The sequence below is a fragment of the Bosea sp. ANAM02 genome (assembly GCF_011764485.1).
Taxonomy (GTDB): Bacteria; Pseudomonadota; Alphaproteobacteria; order Rhizobiales; family Beijerinckiaceae; genus Allobosea.
This window is the reverse complement of sequence record NZ_AP022848.1, coordinates 4,093,741-4,105,358: the sequence shown is the minus strand read 5'-3', so window position 1 is coordinate 4,105,358 and position 11,618 is coordinate 4,093,741. Positions and strand designations below refer to the sequence as shown.

General features: G+C 66.8%; 11 protein-coding genes. 2 read left to right on the top strand and 9 right to left on the bottom strand.

Annotation, left to right across the window (positions count from 1 at the left end; all coding sequences use genetic code 11):
• Nucleotide 1: 1 nt before the first annotated feature.
• From OCUBac02_RS19590 to OCUBac02_RS19580, 3 genes are all read right to left on the bottom strand, one after another.
• Nucleotides 2-1,087 carry a microcin C ABC transporter permease YejB gene (locus tag OCUBac02_RS19590; protein WP_173049716.1) on the bottom strand — a complete coding sequence of 362 codons (1,086 nt, stop codon included), beginning with the start codon at nucleotides 1,085-1,087 and terminating at the stop codon, nucleotides 2-4.
• A 154-nt stretch (nucleotides 1,088-1,241) separates the two neighbouring features.
• Nucleotides 1,242-3,110 carry an extracellular solute-binding protein gene (locus OCUBac02_RS19585; protein ID WP_173048004.1) on the bottom strand — a complete coding sequence of 623 codons (1,869 nt, stop codon included), beginning with the start codon at nucleotides 3,108-3,110 and terminating at the stop codon, nucleotides 1,242-1,244.
• A 176-nt stretch (nucleotides 3,111-3,286) separates the two neighbouring features.
• Entirely contained in the window at nucleotides 3,287-3,826 is a 540-nt protein-coding gene (locus tag OCUBac02_RS19580) for a c-type cytochrome (protein WP_047578836.1), read from the bottom strand.
• 203 nt (nucleotides 3,827-4,029) lie between these two features.
• On the opposite strand from OCUBac02_RS19580, the gene OCUBac02_RS19575 reads away from it, so the two are divergent.
• Nucleotides 4,030-4,764 (top strand): 3-deoxy-manno-octulosonate cytidylyltransferase, encoded by a 735-nt coding sequence (locus OCUBac02_RS19575; protein WP_173048002.1) that lies wholly within the window; start codon nucleotides 4,030-4,032, stop codon nucleotides 4,762-4,764.
• A 56-nt stretch (nucleotides 4,765-4,820) separates the two neighbouring features.
• A complete protein-coding gene (locus tag OCUBac02_RS19570) occupies nucleotides 4,821-5,675 on the top strand; it encodes a prephenate dehydratase (protein ID WP_047578832.1) in 855 nt (284 codons plus the stop codon).
• Between the two features lie 193 nt (nucleotides 5,676-5,868).
• On the opposite strand, the gene OCUBac02_RS19565 is transcribed toward OCUBac02_RS19570, so the two are convergent.
• The 6 genes from OCUBac02_RS19565 to OCUBac02_RS19540 all read right to left on the bottom strand — a co-directional run bounded on the left by OCUBac02_RS19565 (nucleotide 5,869) and on the right by OCUBac02_RS19540 (nucleotide 11,576).
• Nucleotides 5,869-6,321, bottom strand: coding sequence for a PaaI family thioesterase (locus OCUBac02_RS19565; RefSeq protein WP_173048000.1), 453 nt, complete (start codon nucleotides 6,319-6,321; stop codon nucleotides 5,869-5,871).
• Nucleotides 6,322-6,345: 24 nt separating this feature from the next.
• Entirely contained in the window at nucleotides 6,346-7,302 is a 957-nt protein-coding gene (gene nudC, locus OCUBac02_RS19560; protein WP_047581305.1) for an NAD(+) diphosphatase, read from the bottom strand.
• 43 nt (nucleotides 7,303-7,345) lie between these two features.
• Nucleotides 7,346-8,233: a 3-hydroxyisobutyrate dehydrogenase gene (mmsB, locus tag OCUBac02_RS19555; RefSeq protein ID WP_173047998.1), complete on the bottom strand. Its 888-nt coding sequence runs from the start codon at nucleotides 8,231-8,233 to the stop codon at nucleotides 7,346-7,348.
• A gap of 127 nt (nucleotides 8,234-8,360) precedes the next feature.
• The gene (locus OCUBac02_RS19550) at nucleotides 8,361-9,515 is read right to left on the bottom strand and encodes an isobutyryl-CoA dehydrogenase (RefSeq protein WP_173047996.1); all 1,155 of its coding nucleotides are present in this window, start codon (nucleotides 9,513-9,515) and stop codon (nucleotides 8,361-8,363) included.
• Nucleotides 9,512-10,057 carry a hypothetical protein gene (locus tag OCUBac02_RS19545; protein WP_173047994.1) on the bottom strand — a complete coding sequence of 182 codons (546 nt, stop codon included), beginning with the start codon at nucleotides 10,055-10,057 and terminating at the stop codon, nucleotides 9,512-9,514. The genes OCUBac02_RS19550 and OCUBac02_RS19545 overlap by 4 nt, the downstream gene beginning before the upstream one ends.
• Nucleotides 10,058-10,079: 22 nt before the next feature.
• Nucleotides 10,080-11,576, bottom strand: coding sequence for a CoA-acylating methylmalonate-semialdehyde dehydrogenase (locus tag OCUBac02_RS19540; RefSeq protein ID WP_173047992.1), 1,497 nt, complete (start codon nucleotides 11,574-11,576; stop codon nucleotides 10,080-10,082).
• Nucleotides 11,577-11,618 lie beyond the last annotated feature (42 nt).

Genomic DNA, 11,618 nt, shown 5'->3' with positions numbered 1-11,618 from the left:
CTCACGCCTCCCGACTCTCGAAGTCGATGCGAGGATCGACCCAGCTATAGGTCAGGTCGGTGATCAGGTGCACGACGAGGCCGATCAGCGAGAAGATGTAGAGATTGGCGAAGACCACGGGATAGTCGCGGTTCACGATCGCCTCGAAGGAGAGGAGGCCTAGCCCGTCGAGCGAGAAGATCGTCTCGATCAGCAGCGAGCCCGCGAAGAGCGCATGGACGAAGGCGCCGGGGAAGCCGGCGATGACGATCAGCATGGCGTTGCGGAAGACATGGCCGTAGAGCACGCCGCGCTCGCTGAGCCCCTTCATCCGCGCGGTCAGGACATATTGTTTGCGGATCTCGTCGAGGAAGGAGTTCTTCGTCAGCAGCGTCGAGGTGGCGAAGGCGCCGAGCGCCATCGCTAGAACCGGCAGCGTGATGTGCCAGAGATAATCCTTCGCTTTGCCGAAGAGGCTGAGCTCGGCCCAATTGTCGGAGGTCAGGCCCCTGAGCGGGAAGATCTGCCAGAACGAGCCGCCGGCGAAGAGCACGATCAGCAGGATCGCGAACAGGAAGCTCGGGATGGCATAGCCGACGATGACGACGGCGCTCGTCCAGGTGTCGAAACGCGAACCCTCCTTCACCGCCTTGCGGATGCCGAGCGGGATCGAGATCGCGTAGGAGATCAGCGTCATCCACAAGCCCAGCGTGATCGAGACCGGCAGCTTCTCCTTGATGAGCTGGAGCACCGGCGCGTCGCGGAAATAGGAGCGGCCGAAATCGAAGCGGGCATAGTCGCCGAGCATCTTCAGGAAGCGCTCATGCGCCGGCTTGTCGAAGCCGAACTGCTTTTCGAGCTCCTTGATGAAGGCGGGGTCGAGGCCCTGGGCACCGCGATAGGCCGATCCGTCGCCCTGCACGCCGGCATCGCCAGCCTGCCCGCCGCCGACACGGTCGGCCGCGCCGCTGTTGGGATTCTGGAGCTGCGAGATCACGCGCTCGACCGGCCCGCCCGGCGCGAACTGCACGATAACGAAGGAGACGAGCAGGATGCCGAACAGCGTCGGCACCATCAGCGCGAGGCGCCGGGCGATATAGCTCAGCATGCGATGGCCCTGCAGGTACGAGAGCTCAGGCTGTCCGTCATGCTCGCCCTTGTGGCGAGCATCCACGTCTTGAGCACCGCATGGCACGAAGGAAGAGGTGGATGGTCGGGACAAGCCCGACCATGACGCGATAGGGCCGCGTAAGGCTCCACCATCACGCCTTTCCGATCCGCTTGGCCTTCTCGGCGTCGTACCACCATGTTCCCGGCGCGCCCGAGGCGTATTTCGGCTTGGTCGCCGACCGGTCGTACATGTCCCAATAGGCGAGCCATTCCTCGTCGTTCCACCACATCGGAATCCAGTAGCGTCCGGCGCGCAGCAGACGGTCGAGGCATTTCGCGGCGACCGTGCAGTCGGCATAGGTCTTCGCCTGGCCGATCGTCTCGATCATCGCGTCGATGGCAGGATGGCTGATGCCGCCGACATTGCGCGAGCCCCGTGTCTTCGCGGCTTCGGAGCCATAGACGATGCTGAGCGTGTCGCTGGGGATCGCCCCGCCCGAGAGCGCCCGGCTGATGATGTCGAAATCGAACTCGTCGAGGCGGCGCTGGTATTGCGCGGGGTCGACGAGGCGAGATGTCGCGTTGATGCCGAGCCGCTTGAGATTGGCCTGGAAGGGCTGGGTATGCGGCTGCAGCGCCGGGTTGGAATCGAGGAATTCGATCTCGAAGGGCTGGCCGTTCGGCAGCTTCATGACATTGCCGTCGCGCTTGCAGCCGGCGGCGCGCAGCATCTCGTCGGCCTTGCGCAGCAGGGCGCGGTCGCTGCCCGAGCCGTCCGAGACCGGCGGCAGGAATGGCTCGCCGAAGACCTCGTCGGGCACCTTGCCGCGCCAGGGCTCCAGCAGCTTGAGCTCCTCCGGCGACGGCTTGCCGACCGCCTTGGAATCCGAATTCTCGAAATAGGAGGTCATGCGCTCATAGGAGCCGAACATGATCGTCTTGCGCGTCCATTCGAAGTCGAAGGCGAGCCCCAGCGCCTCCCGGATGCGCGGATCGGCGAATTTCTCGCGCCGGGTGTTGTAGACCCAGCCCTGCGAGCCGACCGGCTCGGTCTTCGGCAGGGCTTCCTTCCTGACCTTGCCCTCGTGCAAGGCCGGGAAATCGTATCCTGTCGCCCAGATGCGGGAGGTGAATTCCTCCTGGAAGGTGATGGCCCCGGCCTTGAACGCCTCGAAGGCGACCTGCCGGTCGCGGAAATACTCCCAGCGCACCCGGTCGAAATTATTGGTGCCGATGTTCACGGCCAAGTCCCTGGCCCAGTAGTCCGGCACGCGCTCGAATTCGATGAAGCGCCCCTGTTCGAAGCGACCGACCTTGTAGGCGCCGGAGCCGAGCGGCGGCTCCAAAGTCGAGGCCGTGAACTCCCGCGTCGACCAGAACGCTTCTGAAAAGACCGGCAGCCCGGCGATGACGAGATGCAGGTCGCGTCCGCGCTTGGGGGAGAGCTTGGCGACGAAGACGTCGTCGCCTTCCGCTTCCGCCGAGACGAGCTCGTTCAGCAGCAGGCGGTACGACGGATGGCCCTTCGTCTTCAGGATATTCATCGAGAAGGCGACATCGCGCGCGGTCACCCGCGAGCCGTCATGGAATTTCGCCTCGGGTCTGAGCCGGAAGCGGTAGGTCAGCTTGTCGGCCGAAATCGCGACGCTCCTGGCCAGCAGGCCGTAGAGCGAGCCGGGCTCGTCGCCGGAACCCGTCATCAGGCTGTCGAAGCAGGCATCCATGCCGGCAGCGCCGTCGCCCTGGAGGACGTAGGTATTGAGCGTGTTGAACGTGTCGAAGCTCTGGTTGCCGCCGGCCCGCTTGATCTGGGCCGTGAGCGTTCCCCCCTTCGGCGCCTTGGGATTCACATAGGCGAAATGCGGGAAGTCTGGCGGCAGGGCGAGTTCGCCGAAGGTCGAGAGTCCATGCGATTCGGTTGCCTGCGCCAGCGCCGCCTGAGGAAGCTGGGGCAGCGCGCCGGCGATGGTCGCGGCCCCAGCGGCTTCCAGCAATTTGCGGCGTGTGATGCGCATCGCCATCGTTTCGCGTCTCCGTCTGATTCGCCGTTATCCTGTGTCGCCTGCGCGCAGGGTTACGGCAATGGTTGGCGGGAGGCGGATTGTGCGGGCAGGCGCGCGGCGGGAGCAAGGCGCGGATACGAAAAAGCCGGGCAAAGCCCGGCTTCGTGATCGCGTATCGGCTGCGCGCCTGCCGCTCAGGGCTTCGGCAGCGGCTGGGGCGAATCCGAAAGGGAATTCAGATAGGCGACGACGTCGGCGCGCGTCTCCGGCTTGGCGATGCCGGCGAAGGCCATGATCGTGCCGGGAACATAAGCCTTCGGGCTCTTCAGGAAATGGTCGAGCGCGTCGGCATCCCAGGTCTTGTCGTTGCGGCCCTTCATCGCGGCAGAATAGCCGAAACCGTCGACCGAGCCCTCGTTGCGGCCATAGACGCCATAGAGATGCGGGCCGACCTTGTTGGCGCCGCCCTTGTCGAAGGTGTGGCAGGCCTTGCAGGCGGCCGTGGCCCTCTCGCCCTTGGCGGGGTCGGCCTTGGCGAGGCGAACCGCGATCGGCTCCTCGGCTGCGGGTGCCGCAGCCCCGCCGGCCGCCGCCGGCTCCTCGCTCGGCAGGTCGTAGCCCGGCACTGCCGGCTTCTTCGGCGCGAAGACGATGCCGGCCGTCATGTTGAGGCCCATCACGACGAGCAGCGTGGAGAGAACCGCGCCGGCGATCTTGTTGGCTTCGATATTCATCGTGTCCGAACCCTGGTGCCCTCCGCGACCCAGGGCGCGGGAGACGAGATAGCGCTTGGCCGGAGTCTTGAAAGGCTCCAGCTTCCGCCGTTGCTTAACCGCTTTGCGCGCTTCATTGCAACTCGTATAAGCACGCACTCTTTGAGACTTTTTGCCGCCGCCGGCTTTCGCTGGCGCCGGCCCAGCCGAGCACGCTTCAGAAAATGGCCCGTCCGCTGATCCTGATCCCCGCCCGCATGCAGGCGACGCGCCTGCCGGGCAAGCCGCTCGCCGATATCCATGGCGAGCCGATGATCGTCCATGTCTGGCGCCGCGCGGTCGAATCCGGCGCCGGAGACGTCGCGGTCGCGACCGATGCGCCGGAAATCGCGGCCGCGATCGAGGCGGCCGGCGGCAAGGCGGTGATGACCAGCGCCGCCCACCAGACCGGCTCGGACCGGATCAAGGAAGCGGCCGACATCCTCGACCCCGAGCGGAGCTACGACATCATCGTCAACGTGCAGGGCGATTTCCCGACGCTGGCACCTTCGGCCATCGCCGCGGCGGTGAAGCCGCTCGCCGATCCGGCTGTGGATATCGCGACACTGGCCGGCGTGATCGACGACGAGGAGGAGAAGACGGCGCCGAGCGTCGTGAAGCTCATCGGCAGCGAGATCGCGCCCGGCCACATGCGCGCGCTCTATTTCACCCGGGCGACGGCGCCTTACGGCGACGGGCCGCTCTATCACCATGTCGGCCTCTACGCCTATCGCCGTGCGGCGCTCGACCGTTTCGTCAGCCTGCCGCAATCGCCGCTGGAGCTGCGCGAGAAGCTGGAGCAGTTGCGCGCGCTGGAGAATGGCATGCGCATCGACGTCATGGTCATCGACCATGTGCCGCGCGGCGTCGACACGCCGCCCGATCTCGATCGCGCCCGCGCGATCCTGAGAGCGCGATGACGCCGGATCGGCCGCATCGCGTCATGACCAGAAGCCGAGGAGCCTGAAGTCGTCCCATGTCCTTCGTCGTGTCTTATCAGGGTGAGCCCGGGGCCTTCTCCTCGCAGGCGGCCCTCCAGGTGTTTCCGGACTGCGAGCTTCTGCCCTGCGCCACCTTCGAGGACGCGCTCGCGGCCGTCAGCGACGGCAAGGCCCGCTACGGCATGATCCCGATCGACAATTCGATCGCCGGCCGCGTCGCCGATATCCACCATCTCTTGCCGCGCTCGGGCCTGCACATCATCGGCGAGCACTTCCTGCCGATCCGCTTCCACCTGATGGCGGCGAAGGGCGCGACGCTGGCGACGATCCAGACCGTCCAGAGCCATATCCATGCGCTCGGCCAGTGCCGGAAGATCATCCGCAAGCTCGGCCTCAAGGCCGAGGTCGCGGCCGACACCGCCGGCTCCGCCCGCCAGGTCGCCGAGGCCAACGATCCGACGCGCGCGGCCATCGCCCCGCGCATCGCGGCCGAGGTCTACGGCCTCGACATCCTGATGGAGGATATCGAGGACGAGAAGCACAACACCACGCGCTTCGTCGTGCTCTCGAAATATCCGGAATATGCCCGCCAGGGCGTCGGAAAGACCGTGACGACGCTGATGTTCCGCGTTCGCAACATCCCGGCGGCGCTGTACAAGGCGATGGGCGGCTTCGCCACCAACGGCATCAACATGACCAAGCTGGAAAGCTACATGGTCGACGGTCATTTCTCGGCGACGATGTTCTATGCCGATGTCGAGGGACATCCCGACGATCCGGCGCTGCGCCGCGCGCTCGACGAGCTCTCCTATTTCTCCAAGGAGATGAAGATCATGGGCGTCTATCCCGCCAACGACTTCCGCTCGACGATCGAGGAGCCCGGCGAGTAACGCACTCGTCGGACGTACCTCGCTTCGCTGGGCGGGGTTCAGAAAAATACGCGGGTCATCCCGGCCGGAGCGAAGCGAAGAGCCGGGATCCATGCCTTATCCTCGATCGGAAGCGCTCTGGCATGGATCCCGGATCAAGTCCGGGATGACGGCATGGGTCTGCAGGTGAAATCAGGAGCTCGGATAGCGGTTCTCAGTCGCTGACGCCTTCCTGTCCCTCGATCGCCATCAGCGTTGCGGTCAATAGCGCGACGAGCTTCTCCCGCCCGTCGTTCTGCGCGAACACCTTGGCCTGTGCGAGCGTGAGCGTGCGGCCGCTTTTCACCACCTCGCCGCGCGCGACGATGCGCTCGCCCAGGGCTGGCGCGACGAGATTGATCTTGAACTCCGTCGTCAGCACGCCGCGTCCGGCCGGCATCAGGCTCAGGCCCGCATAGCCCGCGGCGGAATCGGCGATGGCGCTGACGGCGCCGGCATGCACGAAGCCGTGCTGCTGGGATACCGCCGGGCTCGGCGTCAGGATAATCTCGACATGGCCCGGCGTGACGGAGCCGAGGCTGGCCCCCAGCGTCGCCATCAGGCCCTGTTTGGCGAAACTTGCCCGGATGCGCTCCTCGCCATCGATGCCGTGCAGTTCAGAGGACATGTCCGGCACTCCAAGATCAGACGGCTATATCCGCTCGCCGTCCAGCGCCCAGGCGCGGACCAGCGTGTTGGCGATGGCGATGTGCTGCGGGCAGGCGAGCCCGTCCGGATGCTTGCCTTCCAGCATCTGCAGCACCTCTTCGCGCGGGAACCAGCGGCCTTCCTCAAGCTCGGTCATGTCGAGCGTGATCTCGTCGCCGAGCGCCTCTGCGATGCAGCCCATCATGATCGAGGAGGGGAACGGCCAGGGCTGCGAAGCGAGGTAGCGCACGGCACCGACCCGCAAGCCCGCCTCTTCCCAGCTCTCGCGCCGGACCGCGTCCTCGAGCGTCTCGCCCGGCTCGACGAAACCGGCGATGCAGGAATACATTCCCGGCGCGAACCGGGCCTGCCGCGCCAGCAGACAGGCATCGCCGCGCGTCACCAGCATGATCACCACAGGGTCGGTGCGCGGGAAATGCATCGCGCCGCAGGCGGTGCATTCGCGCCGCCAGCCCGAAGCCCCGGCGACGGTCGAGCCGCCGCACTGCGCGCAGAAGCGGTGGCGGGCATGCCAGTCGAGCACGGCCTTGGCCTCGCCCAACGGCCCGACCTCGTCCTCCGGCACGACGCGCTTCAGCGCGACCGAGCGCAGGTCGGTGACGAACAGCTCGCCGCGCTCCTTCAACGGCTCCGCGAGTGTCTTGTCCAACAGGCGCCCGAAGCGCGGCGCTCCGTCCTCGGCCGTTCCCATGAAGATTTCCTCGGCGGCCGGGCCGAGCATCTCGGTTTCGCCATGGCTGAACCAGACGGTCAGCGCCTCGCCGTCCAGGCGCTTGAGAATCGGCGTTTCGCCGGCAACGACCGCGATCCGCGTGTCGGAGCGGTGGCGCAGGGCGGTCACCGCATCAGGCTTGTTGCGCAGGTCTTCGCGCCGGTCGAGCCGGTTGATCGCGAAGCCGGTGAGGGAGGAGCGTTCGCGGCGGGGCAGGGCGTCGTTCATGATGAGGGTCTAGACCCGCGACGCCTTGCCGCGCAAGCGCGTCTCACGCCTCCCCGCGTCCCCGCAAAAGATGGATGATGCCGGAAAAATCCGTGCCACCCTCGCCCCAGGCGTTGTGCAGCCCGAAGAGCTGCGCCGCCGCCGCGCCGAGCGGGGTCGATGCGCCCGCAGCCTGCGCCGCTTCCTGCGAAAGCTTCAGGTCCTTCAGCATCAGCGCCGAGGCGAAGCCCGGCTTGTACTCGTTATTGGCGGGCGAGGTCGGCACCGGCCCTGGCACCGGGCAATAGGTGGTCAGCGACCAGCATTGGCCCGACGAGGTCGAGGCGACGTCGAACAGCGCCTGATGCGACAGGCCGAGCTTCTCGCCGAGCACGAAGGCTTCGGAGACGCCGATCATCGAGATGCCCAGGATCATGTTGTTGCAGATCTTCGCCGCCTGGCCGTTGCCGGCGCCGCCGCAATGCACGATCCGCCGTCCCATCCTGGCGAGGATCGGCTCGCCCAGGCCGAACGCCTCCTCGGTGCCGCCGACCATGAAGGTCAGCGTGGCCCCCTTGGCGCCGCCGGTGCCGCCGGAGACCGGCGCGTCGAGCGAGAGGCAGCCGCGCTCGGCAGCCTGCGCATGAGCCTTGCGGGCGCTCTCGACATCGATGGTCGAGGAATCGATCAGCAGCGTGCCGGGCTTCACCGCCGGCAGGATATCGGCCCAGACGGCGAGCACATGCTTGCCGGCCGGCAGCATCGTCACCACGACTTCCGCCTCGGCCACGGCCTCCCTGGCCGAGCCGGCGATGCCGACCCCCAGCTCGGCGGCGGCATCCTTCGAGGCCTGCACGAGATCGAAGGCTTTGACGCTATGCCCGGCCTTGACGAGGTTCCCGGCCATCGGGCCGCCCATGTTGCCGAGACCGATGAAGGCGATGTTGGTCATGCTGCGCTTCTCCCGATGTTGTCTTGGTGTCATCCCGGACGCCGCAGGCGATCCGGGATCGTCGTCAGAAAAAGGTGTCTTGCGATCCCGGATCGCCTGCGGCGTCCGGGATGACCGCCTTCGGCGGTCAATTCCCCTTCGCTCGCCCCACCAGCCCGCGGGCGACGATCATCCGCATGACTTCGTTTGTCCCTTCCAGGATCTGGTGGACGCGCAGGTCGCGGACGATCTTCTCGATGCCGTAATCGGCGAGATAGCCGTAGCCGCCATGGATCTGCAGGGCGTGGTTGGCGACCTCGAAGCCGGTATCGGTGGCGACGCGCTTGGCCATGGCGCAGAGTCTGGTCGCGTCCGGCGTCTTGGCGTCGAGCGCCGCGGCCGCGCGCCAGAGCAGGCTGCGGGCCGCTTCCAGCTCCGTCGCCATGTCGGCGAGCTTGAACTGCAGCGCCTGGAAATCGGCGATGGCCGAACCGAAGGCCTTGCGTTCCCTGGCGTAGGCCAGCGAGCGGTCGAGCGCGCCCTGCGCCCCGCCGAGCGAGCAGGCGCCGATATTGAGCCGCCCGCCATCGAGTCCGGCCATGGCGATCTTGAAGCCGATTCCTTCCGGGCCGAGGCGGTTTGCCGCCGGCACGCGGCAGTTCTCGAAGATCACGGCCCGCGTCGGCTGGGCGTTCCAGCCCATCTTCTTCTCGTTGGCGCCGAAAGACAGGCCGGGCGTGTCCTTCTCGACGACGATGGTCGAGATACCGGAGGCGCCGGCCTCGCCGGTACGCACCATCACGACATAGATGTCGGCGACTCCGGCGCCGGAGATGAACTGCTTCTGGCCGTCGAGGACGTAATGATCGCCGTCAAGCACCGCTTTCGTCTTCAGCGCGGCGGCGTCGGACCCGGCGCCCGGCTCGGTCAGGCAGTAGCTCGCCAGATGCTCCATCGTGCAGAGCTTCGGCAGGAAACGCTGGCGCTGCTCGTCCGAGCCGTAGCGGTCGATCATCCAGGCGCACATGTTGTGGATCGAGATATAGGCCGCGACCGTCGGGCATCCCGTCGAAAGCGCCTCGAAGATCAGCGCCGCGTCGAGCCGCGTGAGGCCGGAACCGCCGACATCGTCGCGGATATAGATGCCGCCCATGCCGAGGGCCGCGGCGGCGCGCATCTCCTCGACCGGGAAATGCTTCTCCTCGTCCCAGCGCGCGGCGTGGGGCGCCAGTGTCTCGGCGGCGAAGTCCTGCGCCATGTCGCGGATGGCGATCTGGTCCTCGGTCAGGGAAAACGGGCTCAAGGCTTGCGCTCCTGCTGGCTGGGGGCGGGCCGCGGCGTCGCAGCCCGAGGTCGCTGGGCCTGCGGGTAGGCCCCTTCGTAGGGTTTGGCGCGGCCGCGATGCGGCGACCGGGCCGCGTCGAGGGCGACGAAATCATCGGCCGTGGCAGGTTCCCCGACCTTGCCGATGAAGACGCGCGGCCCCTTGTCCGTCACCACCACGTCGCCATAGGCGAGGCCGTCGCCGTTCAGGAAGGTTTCGACGGTGACCGGAGGGGGAGGCGGTGGCGGCAGGCTTGCTTCGCGCGCCCGCCTGAGCTGCTCCTGCTCGATCATTCGTTCGAGGTAATCGCGGCTTCGCATCCTGGCGGCCTCGACCCGCTGCCGCCAGAGCTGGCGGCAGCGATCGAGTTGCACGTCGCTCGCACGGAACGTCCCGGCCGCGGCTGCATCGCAGAGTGCTTCCTCGGCTGTGGCGTCGCGCACGGGGTCGGTCGCCGCCGCGGGCGCGATGCCCCAGAGAAGGGCGAGCGACGATGCGATGAGCCGCAGCGGTCGCTCCATGGCCTCCTCCGTCGGTGGCGCCTCAGTTCATCGTCGGGATGACGAAGCTCGCACCGTCCTTGATACCGCTCGGCCAGCGCGCCGTCACCGTCTTGGTCTTGGTGTAGAAGCGGATCGAGTCCGGGCCGTGCTGGTTGAGGTCGCCGAAGGAGGAGCGCTTCCAGCCGCCGAAGGTGTAATAGGCCAGCGGAACCGGGATCGGCAGGTTGATGCCGACCATGCCGACCTGGACCTTCGAGGCGAAATCGCGCGCCGCGTCGCCGTCGCGGGTGAAGATCGCGGTGCCGTTGCCGTATTCGTGGTCGTTGGTCAGCTTCAGCGCCTCTTCATAGCTGTCGGCGCGCAGCACCGAGAGCACCGGCCCGAAGATCTCTTCCTTGTAGATGCGCATGTCCTTGGTGACGTTGTCGAACAGGCAGCCGCCGACATAGAAGCCGTTCTCGTAGCCCTGCATCTTGAAGTCCCGGCCGTCGACCAGCAGCTTGGCGCCCTCCTGGACACCGACATCGACATACTGCTTGATCTTCTCCATCGCCGCCTTGGTCACGACCGGGCCGTAATCGGCGTTGACGTCGGTCGAGGGGCCGATCTTGAGGCTCTCGACGCGCGGGATCAGGCGCTTCACCAGCTCGTCGGCCGTGCCCTTGCCGACCGGGACGGCGACCGAGATCGCCATGCAGCGCTCACCGGCCGAGCCGTAGCCGGCGCCGATCAGCGCGTCGACCGTCTGGTCCATGTCGGCGTCCGGCATGATGATCATGTGGTTCTTGGCGCCGCCGAAGCACTGCACGCGCTTCCCGTTCGCGCAGCCGCGGCTGTAGATGTATTCCGCGATCGGGGTCGAGCCGACGAAGCCGACCGCCTTGATCTCGGGATGGTCGAGGATGGCATCGACCGATTCCTTGTCGCCGTTGACGACGTTGAGCACGCCGGGAGGGCCGCCCGCCTCGATGAACAGCTCGGCGAGGCGCATCGGCACGCCGGGATCGCGCTCGGACGGCTTCAGGATGAAGGAATTGCCGCAGGCGATCGCGGGGCCGAGCTTCCAGAGCGGGATCATCGCCGGGAAGTTGAACGGCGTGATGCCGGCGCAGACGCCGAGCGGCTGGCGCATCGAGTAGATGTCGATGCCGGGGCCGGCGCCGTCGGTGTACTCGCCCTTCATCAGGCCGGGAATGCCGAGCGAATACTCGATCACTTCGACGCCGCGCTGGATGTCGCCCTTGGCGTCGGGAATGGTCTTGCCGTGCTCGCGGGCGAGAAGCTCGGCGAGCTCGTCATTGTTCTGCGCGATCAGGTCGAGGAACTTCATCAGCACGCGGGCGCGGCGCTGCGGATTGACCGCGGCCCATTTCGGCTGCGCCTCGGCGGCGTTCTGCACGGCGGCGTCGAGCTCGGCGGTCGAGGCGAGCGCGACCTTGCCGATGATCGTGCCGTCCATCGGCTGGTAGATGTCGGCCGTGCGGCCCGACGTGCCCGCGACATGCTTGCCGCCGATGAAATGTCCGACCTGACGCATCGCGCTCTCCCTACGAATTGGTGGTGTGTTGATCTTGCCATC

What these genes read in the sequence shown, in the direction of transcription:
- OCUBac02_RS19565 (WP_173048000.1), bottom strand. Translation starts at nt 6,321, where the DNA reads ATGTCCTCTGAACTGCACGGCATCGATGGCGAGGAGCGCATCCGGGCA.
- OCUBac02_RS19540 (WP_173047992.1), bottom strand. Translation starts at nt 11,576, where the DNA reads ATGCGTCAGGTCGGACATTTCATCGGCGGCAAGCATGTCGCGGGCACG.
- OCUBac02_RS19585 (WP_173048004.1), bottom strand. Translation starts at nt 3,110, where the DNA reads ATGGCGATGCGCATCACACGCCGCAAATTGCTGGAAGCCGCTGGGGCC.
- OCUBac02_RS19570 (WP_047578832.1), top strand. Translation starts at nt 4,821, where the DNA reads ATGTCCTTCGTCGTGTCTTATCAGGGTGAGCCCGGGGCCTTCTCCTCG.
- OCUBac02_RS19575 (WP_173048002.1), top strand. Translation starts at nt 4,030, where the DNA reads ATGGCCCGTCCGCTGATCCTGATCCCCGCCCGCATGCAGGCGACGCGC.
- OCUBac02_RS19545 (WP_173047994.1), bottom strand. Translation starts at nt 10,057, where the DNA reads ATGGAGCGACCGCTGCGGCTCATCGCATCGTCGCTCGCCCTTCTCTGG.
- mmsB (WP_173047998.1), bottom strand. Translation starts at nt 8,233, where the DNA reads ATGACCAACATCGCCTTCATCGGTCTCGGCAACATGGGCGGCCCGATG.
- nudC (WP_047581305.1), bottom strand. Translation starts at nt 7,302, where the DNA reads ATGAACGACGCCCTGCCCCGCCGCGAACGCTCCTCCCTCACCGGCTTC.
- OCUBac02_RS19580 (WP_047578836.1), bottom strand. Translation starts at nt 3,826, where the DNA reads ATGAATATCGAAGCCAACAAGATCGCCGGCGCGGTTCTCTCCACGCTG.
- OCUBac02_RS19590 (WP_173049716.1), bottom strand. Translation starts at nt 1,087, where the DNA reads ATGCTGAGCTATATCGCCCGGCGCCTCGCGCTGATGGTGCCGACGCTG.